The sequence below is a fragment of the Lysinibacillus sp. GW821-FHT14F06 genome, assembly GCF_058803665.1.
The window spans coordinates 12,700-25,179 of record NZ_JBXAPF010000033.1; the positions used below are offsets into that span (position 1 = coordinate 12,700).

Annotated in this window: 17 protein-coding genes and 2 pseudogenes; 6 read left to right on the top strand and 13 right to left on the bottom strand. The window is 34.5% G+C overall.

The window, feature by feature from the left end; translation table 11 throughout:
* The first annotated feature begins 319 nt into the window (after positions 1-319).
* Genes AC1RNS_RS21510 through AC1RNS_RS21520 form a run of 3 tightly spaced genes read left to right on the top strand, consistent with a single transcriptional unit; the run spans position 320 to position 1,610 of the window.
* A complete protein-coding gene (locus AC1RNS_RS21510; RefSeq protein ID WP_492995635.1) occupies positions 320-721 on the top strand; it encodes a hypothetical protein in 402 nt (133 codons plus the stop codon).
* Positions 660-1,109 carry a hypothetical protein gene (locus AC1RNS_RS21515; RefSeq protein ID WP_492995637.1) on the top strand — a complete coding sequence of 150 codons (450 nt, stop codon included), beginning with the start codon at positions 660-662 and terminating at the stop codon, positions 1,107-1,109. Before AC1RNS_RS21510 ends, AC1RNS_RS21515 begins: the two co-directional genes overlap by 62 nt.
* Positions 1,110-1,112: 3 nt before the next feature.
* Positions 1,113-1,610 carry a hypothetical protein gene (locus AC1RNS_RS21520; RefSeq protein WP_492995638.1) on the top strand — a complete coding sequence of 166 codons (498 nt, stop codon included), beginning with the start codon at positions 1,113-1,115 and terminating at the stop codon, positions 1,608-1,610.
* Between the two features lie 92 nt (positions 1,611-1,702).
* Here AC1RNS_RS21520 and AC1RNS_RS21525 read toward each other — a convergent pair whose 3' ends face one another.
* The 5 genes from AC1RNS_RS21525 to AC1RNS_RS21545 form a co-directional block, all read right to left on the bottom strand.
* Positions 1,703-2,374 (bottom strand): M15 family metallopeptidase, encoded by a 672-nt coding sequence (locus AC1RNS_RS21525; protein WP_492995639.1) that lies wholly within the window; start codon positions 2,372-2,374, stop codon positions 1,703-1,705.
* Positions 2,371-2,727, bottom strand: coding sequence for a phage holin family protein (locus AC1RNS_RS21530; RefSeq protein WP_492995640.1), 357 nt, complete (start codon positions 2,725-2,727; stop codon positions 2,371-2,373). The genes AC1RNS_RS21525 and AC1RNS_RS21530 overlap by 4 nt, the downstream gene beginning before the upstream one ends.
* A gap of 189 nt (positions 2,728-2,916) precedes the next feature.
* The gene (locus tag AC1RNS_RS21535; protein ID WP_492995641.1) at positions 2,917-3,105 is read right to left on the bottom strand and encodes a hypothetical protein; all 189 of its coding nucleotides are present in this window, start codon (positions 3,103-3,105) and stop codon (positions 2,917-2,919) included.
* 78 nt (positions 3,106-3,183) lie between these two features.
* Entirely contained in the window at positions 3,184-3,339 is a 156-nt protein-coding gene (locus AC1RNS_RS21540) for an XkdX family protein (protein ID WP_492995642.1), read from the bottom strand.
* Positions 3,339-3,536: a hypothetical protein gene (locus AC1RNS_RS21545; protein WP_492995643.1), complete on the bottom strand. Its 198-nt coding sequence runs from the start codon at positions 3,534-3,536 to the stop codon at positions 3,339-3,341. The genes AC1RNS_RS21540 and AC1RNS_RS21545 overlap by 1 nt, the downstream gene beginning before the upstream one ends.
* A gap of 121 nt (positions 3,537-3,657) precedes the next feature.
* Between AC1RNS_RS21545 and AC1RNS_RS21550 the strand changes: the two are divergent.
* Positions 3,658-4,717, top strand: a pseudogene (locus AC1RNS_RS21550) (IS4 family transposase).
* A 317-nt stretch (positions 4,718-5,034) separates the two neighbouring features.
* On the opposite strand, the gene AC1RNS_RS21555 reads toward AC1RNS_RS21550, so the two are convergent.
* The 4 genes and pseudogenes from AC1RNS_RS21555 to AC1RNS_RS21570 form a co-directional block, all read right to left on the bottom strand.
* Positions 5,035-5,466, bottom strand: coding sequence for a hypothetical protein (locus tag AC1RNS_RS21555; RefSeq protein ID WP_492995644.1), 432 nt, complete (start codon positions 5,464-5,466; stop codon positions 5,035-5,037).
* Between the two features lie 727 nt (positions 5,467-6,193).
* On the bottom strand, positions 6,194-6,460 hold the full coding sequence (locus AC1RNS_RS21560; RefSeq protein ID WP_492995645.1) for a hypothetical protein: 267 nt from the start codon (positions 6,458-6,460) through the stop codon (positions 6,194-6,196).
* Positions 6,461-6,522: 62 nt separating this feature from the next.
* Positions 6,523-6,840: a hypothetical protein gene (locus AC1RNS_RS21565; protein ID WP_492995647.1), complete on the bottom strand. Its 318-nt coding sequence runs from the start codon at positions 6,838-6,840 to the stop codon at positions 6,523-6,525.
* Positions 6,841-7,047: 207 nt separating this feature from the next.
* A pseudogene (locus AC1RNS_RS21570) lies at positions 7,048-7,397 on the bottom strand (SDR family NAD(P)-dependent oxidoreductase); the annotation flags it as partial.
* A 172-nt stretch (positions 7,398-7,569) separates the two neighbouring features.
* On the opposite strand from AC1RNS_RS21570, the gene AC1RNS_RS21575 reads away from it, so the two are divergent.
* Positions 7,570-7,746 (top strand): asparagine synthase, encoded by a 177-nt coding sequence (locus AC1RNS_RS21575; protein ID WP_427549297.1) that lies wholly within the window; start codon positions 7,570-7,572, stop codon positions 7,744-7,746.
* Between the two features lie 515 nt (positions 7,747-8,261).
* Positions 8,262-8,558 carry a hypothetical protein gene (locus tag AC1RNS_RS21580; RefSeq protein WP_492995648.1) on the top strand — a complete coding sequence of 99 codons (297 nt, stop codon included), beginning with the start codon at positions 8,262-8,264 and terminating at the stop codon, positions 8,556-8,558.
* Positions 8,559-8,635: 77 nt separating this feature from the next.
* Here AC1RNS_RS21580 and AC1RNS_RS21585 read toward each other — a convergent pair whose 3' ends face one another.
* The 4 genes from AC1RNS_RS21585 to AC1RNS_RS21600 form a co-directional block, all read right to left on the bottom strand.
* Positions 8,636-9,574: an alpha/beta hydrolase gene (locus tag AC1RNS_RS21585; protein ID WP_492995650.1), complete on the bottom strand. Its 939-nt coding sequence runs from the start codon at positions 9,572-9,574 to the stop codon at positions 8,636-8,638.
* Between the two features lie 236 nt (positions 9,575-9,810).
* On the bottom strand, positions 9,811-11,178 hold the full coding sequence (locus tag AC1RNS_RS21590) for a sensor histidine kinase (RefSeq protein ID WP_492995651.1): 1,368 nt from the start codon (positions 11,176-11,178) through the stop codon (positions 9,811-9,813).
* Complete coding sequence (locus tag AC1RNS_RS21595; protein ID WP_492995652.1) at positions 11,175-11,849, bottom strand: response regulator transcription factor; 675 nt, start codon at positions 11,847-11,849, stop codon at positions 11,175-11,177. Before AC1RNS_RS21595 ends, AC1RNS_RS21590 begins: the two co-directional genes overlap by 4 nt.
* Positions 11,850-12,017: 168 nt before the next feature.
* Positions 12,018-12,437 (bottom strand): hypothetical protein, encoded by a 420-nt coding sequence (locus tag AC1RNS_RS21600; RefSeq protein WP_492995653.1) that lies wholly within the window; start codon positions 12,435-12,437, stop codon positions 12,018-12,020.
* Positions 12,438-12,480 lie beyond the last annotated feature (43 nt).

The window sequence follows — 12,480 nt, forward strand, 5'->3', positions numbered from 1 at the left end:
ACGAATGTACAAAAACATGCTTTTATCTAATTTCGCAGGTTTTCGGGGGAAATGTGACTTTTTCGTGATTTTGGTGACTTTTTTGTGTAACGAAGTGGTGTTAAAGTTCTGGTCGTTACACACCCAAAAAATGGAATTAATCTAATATTTTTATTATTCAAATCGACTCTCAAATTGTTCTTAGAATCAAAATAACATCTGTAATTAATTTATACCATATTAATTTCATAATAATATTTTACACAAAATTACTATTAAATAATTTATTACTAATTAATATAATAATTTTATAAAATAACAAATAAAGGGAGATTTTAAAATGGTTTCTAGTATTAACAGATATTCTACTAACACTTATACTACAACTTCGTATTCAGATTATGATAGAATTGTTGTCGGCGCAGATCGATATAAAAGTGAAAACCCAAACACTAATGACTCTGTAACCATTTCAGATAGTTCTAGACAAAAACAACAAACAGCTAAACAGTCTTCTTCCAATTTACTAGATAAGGTAAAAGATTGGGCAAATTCCAGTGTTCAGTGGTTGAAAGATGCTGGAAATTTTGTGAAGGATGCTGTAAAAGCAGGGATAGATTTCTTAGTTTTAGATGACGTGAAAACTATCTTTGACCCTAATGCAGGAAAACTTTACAACTTTGCCAGCTGTCATTTCACTATTTCCAGCTGGCAAAGTTGTAAAGTCCGGGAAAGTATATAATTTACTAAAGCAATCTGGCAAAAAAGATATCGCTGATGCTTTTGCAGGTTTGGGGAAAGTTCAAAAGTATAATAGTAAGGGAATTTTGATGGATGGAACTAGTTCTATTGGATGGAAACATATTGATAAAAGGCATGTTTCAGGAACTTCTGCTACTAAGGGAACGACACTTTTTCCAAATCATCTTGGTGAAGCAAAAATTAAAAATTTAATTATGGAATCCATAGAAAAGGGAACTTTACAAAGTGTTGATCCAAAAGATGGAACTATGGTATTTACATATCAATTGAATAAGCACGGTATTGATGAGATTAAAACTGTTGTGACAGGTGACAATATTATTAAGACTTCTTTCCCTACTGGTGGAACATCGGTTAGAAGGAAGTAATGTATGGAGGCATATGTTATGCAAATAAGATTTGAATTGGAAAATGATACATCTATTTTAAATGATAAAGAGTTTGGTTCAGCCTATTGTTATAATTCTTATTTTGATAGTTATTTAGAGGTATATTTAAAGAATAACGATGTAGAGATTTTACTTTTCTTTACAACTACTGGACATAGTACTATCTTGGATGAATTCGCTAGAAAATTGATAATGCTTCATCAAACAGGAGAAGAGCAAAAAATAGATCCATTTGGAAATGCAAATATTATAACCTTAGAAAGAAAAGGTAACAATCTTATTATTACGAATTTTAGTCAATTTGAAGGAAAAAATGAATGGGTATATACATTTAATTTAATGGATTTTACTGTGGCGTATATAAATGAGCTACAACGATATTTAGAAGCGTTAAAACAAGTTGATAATAAAATTGCAACATATAAAACATTTGTTTTTTTGAAAGAAGAATTCGACAATTTACTGGAAATTATTAAATAAACTTTTATGTATTTAAGTTAGACTTAATGTCAATCAAAAGCCCCTATAAGGTGACTTTTTAAAGTGTTTATCTTATAGGGGCTTACTTTAATTTATTTACCACGTCTTTGCTGAATTGTAATGTACAGACCAATTAAACGGTCGGTAGTTATTGTACCATTCTGTAAATCCTTTAAATGAGATTGTTGAATAACACCATCTTTAATCGCCTGTGCCATAAAGTTCTCTGCTTCCGTTTTCATAGCTGGTGAGCCTGGATTCCACGCTTGAGTCATTTTAATTTCCTCCTTTTTAACCTCTTTATCTTCTATAATTAATTGAACTTTCATCTTGCTGTTGCTTGGTACTATCACTTGTCCTAATTTATAACCTTTTGGCATCTTCCAATTTGACTTTACCTCAAAGTGTGGTCGATCAATACTGCCAACCCAATCACCACCCCACGTAATACCTAGCTTTCTAGCAATAGCCCCTACTCGAGTAAGTGTAGTTACATCATATAAAGACTGTGGAGAACCTACAGCAATATCCCAAGCTAGGCGTGATTTGTGATTGCTGGTTAGTGTCCAAGTAACAATCTGCCCTAGTCTAGTACGACCTTGAGCGTATAAGTAATTTTGTCGTTCCTGCGAGCGATAAGTCTCCGTAATAAAGATATTTTTAATCCCAGCTTTAAAACACTCCTGAAATAATAATCGGCAAGCTGTTTGTGCAGCTGGTAATAGCTTGGTTAAATCACGACAAGTAGTTGTTATACTAGTCATTTCATATTCCCTCCAGTTCGACTATTAAAAATTTCTTTCAACTTACCAATAAAAAAACTCAAAGGCGTCGGCATGTCTAAACCGAGCTTCTTTGAGTTTTCTTCTAGTGAAATTAATTCAAGAATAATAAAATACAAAGTAACGAAGTTGGGTAGTATCTCTCCTGCATCATATCCAAGCTCAATTAAAATCAAATAAATTAGATTGGATACGCCCACCCACATCCACATAATGCCCTTTTTAACTCCACCCCGAAAAGCTTTATAAGATGAACGTTTACGCCAGTTAGCTGTAAACCTGTTGCATAGTCTAAAGCATTTTAAATAATCAGAGCAGTTAGTAATATGGACCAACCACCTAAAAAATGCGTAACAAAGCTAGACACTCCTAAAATAATAATCGTTAGATTTGTTCCATCTGACACCTTCCTTTTCTCAAAATAAAAAGCCATGAGAAGCATCGAAACAGTACATGTTACTGATTCTCAATGCTTCTCATAGCATATAAAAATGTCTTCCATTTTTTATGGAAGACACATTGATTTAAAAAAATTTAAACATAACTACTCTTTTCAAAACGAATACAACTTTATTATTCTGTCCAGTCACTTTAGGAACAGAGCTAACTACTTCCCAATATTCTTCACCTAATCTGTTTAGCTCATTAATTAAGATTTCTGTATTTTCAGAATCCCATGTATAAGTTTGATATTCCCATTTTACATTTCCCATAAAATCCTCTCCTCTCATTTCACTACATTTCGACAAGAAGGAAAGGATTTCCTCCAAATTTAGACAATAAAAATAACGCTAAGCTTCTGCTTGCGTTTTAAATTCTTGCCAAGTGATTTCTTTATACTGCTCTGGAGTGATTTCACCGAAAGGATTGGCATCAGTTTTTACAGAAATACGTAATTGTTCTGCTGTTATCCATCTCGAGATAAAAGCAATTTGCCAAAAATTCATCAGCCTCCACCGCCATTCATTGAAATCATATCGAGTTTTAGTTGTGTTAACGGGGTACCTAGATTATTTAAAAGAATGTCCTTTTGAATATTTCTCACTATCTCTTGGGCCAACTGTTCACCTAAAGACATGACTTGTTCTTCTGTTGTGGGGATGGTACCTACTTTTTCGAGCTCACCAAATGTACCATCTGGCAATCTTCTCCGTCTCTACATTATTCAAGCACCCCCAAAATTAGATTCATGTAAGAACAAAAAAGTCCTTTATAATGGTTTGGTGGTAGTAACCTATCCAAATCCAATAAAAAGGACTCATCTCATGGATAAGATTACACGAAAAACATCATTTGAACAATGGTTTTCACCGATTTCAACAGAAAAAATGCAGGAATACGTGGAAAGCCACCAATTAAACTACTATACAAAGAAGCTGTATATGGCTTCCTTTCTAAAAATACTCTTGTATGAACAATTGAACGAAACCGAAAGTATGCGTGCTGTGCGTGGCGCGATGTTTTCAGAAGAACTCCGGCAGCTCACCAATTTAGATTCGATTAGCAACTCGCAATTAGGACGCCAATTGAATCAGGTACCAACCGAATTCTTTCAACAGATTTTTCTCGATTTGGTGGCGCAAATTCATATGAAAACTGAATTTGAACAATCATAAGTGGGCTAAGTTTCGCAAAACCAAATCGGGTGTCAAATTGCATTTACGCCTCGTCTACATGGAAAAAGACTGTTCTTATCCCGACAAGGCGGTGCTCACGAATGCAATAGAACATGATAGCGGGCAGCTTGAAGTGTTGGTCGACGATAAAGAATGTATGTACGTATTCGACCGAGGCTACTTAGATTATGAGCGTTTTGATTGGATGACTGATGACGGCTATTTCTTTGTCTCGCGCTTACGTAAAAATGCGGTAACACGCGTTATGGAAACGCTCAGGTTACCTGAGGATTCACTGGTTTTATCGGATGAAATGGTTGTCATTGGTACGACGCAGAATCGCTCTGAAAACGCCTTTCGCTTATTGAAAGTAATCGATTCAAAAGGGAATGAGCTACAACTCCTAACGAATCGGTTCGACTTAGATGCAGATGAACTCGCTGAATTGTACAAGTCACGTTGGGTGATCGAATTATTCTTCAAATGGATGAAACAACATTTGAACATTAAGAAATTCTACGGTCACAGTGAACAGGCGGTGCATAACCAAGTATATATCGCGATGATTGTATATTGCTTAAACGTGTTGGCACAGCTCCACACAAATAGTTCGCATACATATTTAGAAATTGGTCGTTTCTTGAAGGTATCGTGGTGGAAATCTGCCCCCATCTGGCTTCGAAAAATCAAAGGAAAGTACGTACCATAAGGGATTTCTCATCTCTGTTGTCCTCGTTAAAGGTTATAGTAAAAAAAAAAATGGATGTTCACTACCACTGCTTACGTGTCTTTGTTTTCTTCTAATGTAGGAAAAAATAAAACTGAAATTTCGGTTAATATTTATGCAATGCTAGTGAATTTTAATATAAAAATATAAGAGCCCTTCTACATTCGACTGTAGAAAGCTTCTTTAAAGTTATTTGATTTCTCGTCAAATAAATGTGTTAACACCAAAAAATGAATAATAAAGTTGTTTAATTCTTGTTCAACTAAAGCACGTTAGTTTAAGTGTAATTCTTCACGAATTCAATTTATTCTTTTTATATCAGCATCATTTATTGAGTCACCAGTAATCTCAAAGAATAGTTCTTTATTATTGTCCAATTCAAGTGTAATTTTTTTATTTATTGGTATTAAATTGTCATTATTTTTAGTGTTGTTATTTATTAAAATCGATACTTCCATTGTAGTCTCGCCATCTAACTTGATGTCTTCAGCAAGAAATTCAAACCTAAGTGAATCACGTTTTTTAATTTTAGAACCGTCAGCATTAACACTTGTTGGTGAGTATTCTAATATATTTACTTCCACTCCGTAGATATCAAAATTAGCATTATTTTTTATATTAATTATCATATTTTCATTGTTCGGTTCAATTGAATCTTCAGAAGTTTCCGTACAGGCTGATAAAATAATTATTAATAAAACTGTCATTGATAACGGTAGTATTCTCTTCATTTACCCATCCCCTTTTTGTTTTTCTATTTATACAAACGAAACAAAATGGAGATTGTTCCCAATGTGTATTTTACTAGTCATTTTCTCTCATTTCTTTATATAAAATTTCTCGAAATGGGCGCGTTCTCTCATGGAACTTTTTATTTTTTCAAGATAATCACGATACAGATCTTGTATTTCCTGCGGTGCTTCAGTATTGAGTGTTCATTTCAGTCCCCTTTTTACTGGAAAATATGTATACTTAAAATATAGTAAGTTGCCTCTGTAGCTATAGAAGGGAAGAGCGCCGGAAAACATTGTAGATACCGGGTCGCAAGGCAAGGGTTTCAGAAGCACCGAAAAGCAAATGAGCTGAGGCAGGTGAAATTCCTAGCTGGTGAAAGTCCGTAGGGAAGCGTGTTCCCCCTAGCCTATGCTTACGAAAGGAGTACGGGTTCGAATCCCGTCAGAGGCATATGCAAACTGATGTCTTCATACTATTCTTTAAATCCTCCAAATGTAATTCTGAATAAAACCTTCTGTTAACCCCTATTCTATAGAGAATTATTATTTATTTAAAAATAAATAAGACCAGGCTCAATAAAATCGAGTACCTGGCCCTTCTTGCTTTGTTGTAGAAATAGGAATTGAAAAGACATTTTTAGCATATCATAGCAGCCTGAACAATTTCTGAACACTAAGGATTTATTGTAAAGATACATGTTTGCCTCATCCATTACCCATCTTCCTATAAAAATAAACGGTTGCCTATTGGGTTTGCAATAGGTAATTGTAGTAAATCATCTACAAATTTATCAAGCGTAATCATTTGACTGGCATAGTCATAGTTCATAATAGTGTCTTTGACTGAATAATAATAAACATTTTCTTTTTGTACCGCAGGGATACTGTTCCCAAGTGGAATATCTTTTAATTTTTGTTCCAATGCCTCTACAGACTCTTCAAAGTTGGTATATGCAATGATGTCTGCATCAGCTAAGTATTCTTGCAGCAATTCTAATGAGATAGAAGCACTATAGCATCAATGCTAAATGTGTATAGAAGTAAAAACGTATGTTAACTTTTTTGAAGCTCCTTCATCAGTAATTTTAACTCTTCTGAGTCTATTTTATTAATATGAATCAAATTCATTATTTGTTCCATTGCATTTATTTTATTTTCAAATGCTGTTGTAAGCTGATTATGATTGTTTTTCATCATGCTTCCTGGATCTAGCTCTTTTAATTTCCCCTTTGCTTTTCGAAGAATTTCTAAACCATCCTCTAAACTCTTTGTAGTTGAATCACTTTCATCAGTATTATCACTATTAAAATTCCTAAAAAAATCTAATGTTTCTTTTAATATTTCATTCACTTGCTCTATATAGTCATGCAATGTAACATCCTCCAATCTACCTATATCATAGGATAAATAGGATGTTTTGTCATTTCAAAAAATGATTTACATATTAGTAGTCTAAAATCCTCAATTATACTCTGTACAAGTAATCATTTTAACATTCTCTTCTGTTTGTAGTTATTGAAAAAGACTGCTCTCAAAGGTTATTTATACGAACCAAAGAGACAGCCTTTAAAACTTAGTCTAAGCTTTATTTTGTAGAGATGCCACCCAGTTATTTGTATCAGCAATCGTTGTATTAGCAAGGTAATGCCCACCCTCTATTTGAAGGGTTTGACCAGTCATAAATTTCGATTCATCAGAAGCTAGGAATAGTACTGCATGTCCGATATCATCTGCTTCATCATGGTATGGTAAGCATTAAATTTTGAATAAAAATCGAGCATCTCTTGCAGCATATTACTTTTAGCAACCGGTGTTAAAATTAGATCTGGTGCGACGCCATTACAGCGGATTTTATCTTTTCCATATTGAGTGGCTATATTTTTTGTCATATTGGCAACTCCCGCTTTTGTTGCACCATAAGCAGCACGACAAATGATTTAAAATTAAACTATTCATTTTTTAAACTAAATACTCTTACATTCGTTGGATATGTGCTTAAAAACTTTTGACCGACTCATATTATTAGTATAACTTTTTGATTTGCAGTGAATAGTAATAGTGGTGCAAACACACCTATAAACTACGATGGAGGGATATTTTATGAATAACATTCGTGAAGGATTAATCCCAACAATTTTAGGGTCTGCTGTTACTGCTACTGGTTATGCATTAAAGCAAAAAAGTGGTTCTAACAAAATGATTGCCAATACTGTATTCGGTTTCGGTTTAGCGCATATTGTATTAGGTACAATAGACCTTATTGAACATCGTCGTTAAGAGGAAGAGAGCTCATTTTTCGAGCTCTCTTTTTAATTACATGTAGAAAAAGTCCCTGCTAAATATTGAAGGTTATGATTCATCTATTTTTTCCTATCCGTCTCCTTAAGTTTATTATTGCGTAAAAAATAAGGATTATTATATTTTAAAACTATACATCTCCTTTATTTTCCAATAAAATAAAGGAATAGCTTTAAAATATTAGGAGATGCTAAATGAAAAATTATCCCAATTATAATCTTATCGAATAAGAGATACCCATTAAATTAAGTGAGAAAGAAAAATATAGTCTTAACGCCACTAATGAGTCTAAAAAATTTATTTTTTAAAAAAATTCAGTATATAGATTGTACTGTCACCATTAAAGATACGAATTCTGAAACAATTATTTGTAATTTTAAACCAAAGAAAAAACTAGTTACAGATAATCTTGATACTATTGAATTTCTTAATATTCATGAATAATAAAGCAGACTTAGAATCGTATTAATAAATCTATAAATGAGGGAAAATATATGATAAATCCAATCACTTCTACCATCGTCTTTTTTTCATATTTAATACTATTTATTATTTTGAGAATTGTTTTTTTCAATTTTGCTTTCAAAACACATAAACGACCACTTTCAATGTTTTATGATACGACACTTTTTATTGCAACGACAATATGGCTAATTACTATTAGAGAAATCATTTGGTTTAATTACGAATCATCAATACTTTGGCTAGGTGTAATACTTTATGTAGTAGCCATTTGTGATTTTGGCTATAATATTTATCAATTTAAAAATATAAAGCATTCAACAAATTGATTTCGTTGAATGCTTTCTTAATACTCTAACGATGAGCAAAGGTTACTCTAGATGTCTAAAGGGATCTTTCAGTACACTTATTTTACTTCTTCCATAAACGTTCTAAGATTTTCGACTATTTCTTTAGATCTGGTATGGTGTAAATAGTGTTCCCCCTCAAGTGTCATCACTTTTCCATGTACTGAGTGTTTGACTTGCTCTTCGTGCAGATTTATCCAATTTTTAACGGTTTCATCTTCTGTCACAAATAAAATAAGCGGTAGCTCTTTAGGGAATGTTAGATTTTCTGCTGCTGTAAAGTTTCTATAAAAGTTTATCATTTCATTAGAAATGCTAGTATTATAAAAGTTTTTAAGCATAATCATCCTCATTTGTTCTTTTGTCTCGTCATCATGGGGTAGTCCTGCATATGGATCTTCATCTTCTAGTTTTAACATCAATCTGCCTATACCCGATTTCTTAAGAAATTGAAATGTTTTTATAGGAAACTTTGTATCCATACCACCCTGTGTTGGTACACTGCTGTCAATACCTACAAATGCACTGACCTCGTTTGGATATTTATTTACATAATCTAATCCATAAATACCTGCAATGGAATGACCCATAAGAATATATTGGTCAATATTCAATTGTTGTAAGGCTTCATGAATTTCACTAACGATATTTTCTGTGCTTCGTTCTGTATCTGTAACATCACTTAATCCATATCCAAAAGGCTCAATTATGACGACCTTATAATATGGAGCTAGCTCTTTCACAAGCGGCTTAAAATCAAGTGCTGGGGCAGCTGTTCCAAAACCTGGTAGTAGCACCACTGTTTCTTCGCCATCTCCTTGAATTGTGACATTCATATTTTGTCCGTTTACGGATACAAGCTGACCATAGGATTCTATTTTTCCTTGTTCTATTTTGTTGCAGACAATGTTTACGATAAATACAATCGCTAGTGCAAGGACAATTGTCACAGCTATTATGCCAATTGATTTAAGTATAATCTTTAATACTTTATTCATCTGTAGACACGAGAGGTTAGAACACCGTTGAGGTCGTTTTTCACCTGTACTCGTGCTTTCCCTCCTTTTCATAACACCTTGATGATTTCTGTTGGCTTATTCCAGCTTCTTTATAGGCTGTTAATGAAAGTGTATATGTTGAAGATGTATTCTCTATGACAACAATATGAACGCAATATGAACAATAAAAAAATGTTACAACTTATGTTCACAAGTCGTAACATTTAGAATTGGTTTTAATTTGTTGGTGCTATGATAGGTAATGTGACAATGAAAGTCGTGCCTTGCCCAAGCTGGCTTTGCACTTGGATGTCTCCTTGATGAAGCGATACAATCTGTTTCACAATAGCCAGTCCCATACCACTTCCGTCATATTTACGGCTATGGGAGCGATCAGCCTTAAAAAAACGCTCGAATATACGCTTTTGATCCTCTAAAGAAATTCCAATACCCATATCAGTTACTCGGACTATTACGTTATTGCCCTCTTGTTTGATACTGACATCAATCATATCACCGTCATTTGAAAATTTGATGCTATTGGTAAAAATATTTGTCCATACCTGATTTAATTGATCATAATCAGCCATTAGGTGAACAGCCTGTAAATTGACATTAAAGTGGATGTTGCGAGCAGACCATTGCGGCTGAATTGCGATGATAACACGCCTAATTTGTTCATCAAGGCTAAATGTAACAAGCTGTAATTGCTGTGCCTTCGATTCAAGCAAACTCAGCTTTAGTAGACTATCACTCATCTTGGACATTCGATTGGCTTCAGCAATGATAATATCGAGATAACGACTTTTCTCGTCTTCAGAGAGGTCGACTTGCTTCAGTGCTATAGCATAACCGGATATTGATGTAAGTGGCGACTGTACTTCATGAGAGACGTTGGATACGAAATCTCTTCGCATCTGCTCAAGCTGCTGTAAATCGTGTGCCATTTCTTCAAAGCTCCGAGCCAAGGTACCTAACTCACCCGTTTGCTTAATATTCAGCTCGACATTGAAATCTCCTCCTGCTATATGCCTAGTAGCTTTTGTTAATTTTTTGATTGGCTTTACAAAAAACATCGCCGCTACTAAAAACACTAGGCTTCCTAATACAAGGGCATATGTTGAAAAATTCAATATCAATTTTATTGCAAACGAGGTAGAAGGTAAGGAGATTGGTTCTACAAACATCGCTTTGGTACCCATTTCAGTTGTTAAAGGCATTCCTAAGAGAGTAGATGAAACACCACTTGACTCCACTTGAACAACCTCTCCAGCCAAAACTTTTCTGACCTGTTCATTTGTCACAGCTGCAAATTTATCGCCGTCCAACTCTCCGTAACTTTGAAACTGCCCCGTTTCTTCATAAATGCGTATATGATAGGATTGGAGCTGATTCATTTCACTTACGAATGTCACCGCTTCATTATATGGTAATGTATCAAAAATCAGCACGATGTCCTGTCCAAAGTTCAGTAAGGGGATTTGCAAGTTTTCGTTCAATTTATCTTTAAACACCCATGTTGCCACGAAAAAGGAAATGATTGTACCTCCAATTACGGCAACTAAGAATGTTACTACGACACGTGTATATAAAGATCGAATCATTCATAAACCTCAAGCCGATAGCCAAGCCCACGTACCGTCTCTATTTGAAATTCTGTTGAAGTTGTGAACCTCTCCCGTAGGCGCTTTATATGTACATCGATAGTTCGGTTATCTCCTGCAAAATCAATTCCCCACACCTGATCAATCAACTGCTCCCGTGTGTAGACCTGCCCTGGTGTTCCAGCTAGCTTATATAGCAATTCAAATTCTTTGAGCGGCAGCGAAATGGACTCGGCTCCTCTCATAACCTTATATGTCCGACGGTCAAGTGTAATAGTACCAAGCTTAATAGTCTGTGTGGAGCCAATTTTGTAGCGCTTCAATAATGCCTTTATACGTACCGTTAACTCTAACGGATCAAACGGCTTAGTCAAATAATCATCAGTTCCTAGTTCGAAGCCTTTCACTTTTTCCCATGTTTCACCTCTTGCAGTCAGCATAAGTAACGGGAGTTCAGCATTTACGCTACGTAGCTCTTTACATAAAGTCCACCCATCCATTATCGGCATCATAATATCAAGCACAACAAGGTCAACATGTGTTGCGTGATAAATGGACAGTGCTTCCTTCCCATCCTTTGCTTCGATTGTTGTGAATCCATCTTTGCGCAAAAATAGGCAGACGAGTTCGCGAATGTTCGCATCATCGTCAGCAACAAGTATAGTAGGCATTCGTTTCCTCTTTTCATTTCTAGATTTACGTTACAATTATACAATAAATTTAATTCTATTACCTTTTGGAGTTAGCATCCGTTATCAGCATAATCTTTGCACAAAAAAAGACTGTAAACAAACATAAGTCTGTCTACAATCCCCATATTATCCTTTGTTTTCAAATCTCTATTTATACAATTCCTTATAAACGATTACTTTTAGAGCCGTAATCTCTTCCTCTGTTAATTTCCCCTGAACTTCTTGAAGAACCTCATCCTTCGTCATCGAACCATTTTGAACTTTTTCTCGGATAGTATTCAGCTCCGAGATTCCCACTTTTTGAATTAAGACTTTGGTAGCCTCTTCTTTAGTTGTAAACGGCAATTTGCTGCTGTCAGCCGATTTTGCCTCCTCCATAAACGACTTTAGTTCAGGATCACTTTCAATCGTTTGCTTAATTTCTTCGATTTCACCACTATTCTCTAATTCTGTTGAAATCGTCTCCACTATTTTATCGGAGGCAAACTTTGTACCGTAGTGATACACTCCGTAACCAATCACGCCTAGGAAAATTAGAAATATTAATAGGAATTTAATGAATCTCATATTCTCACACTCCTTTATCCTAAAGATAATAATACTATATAAA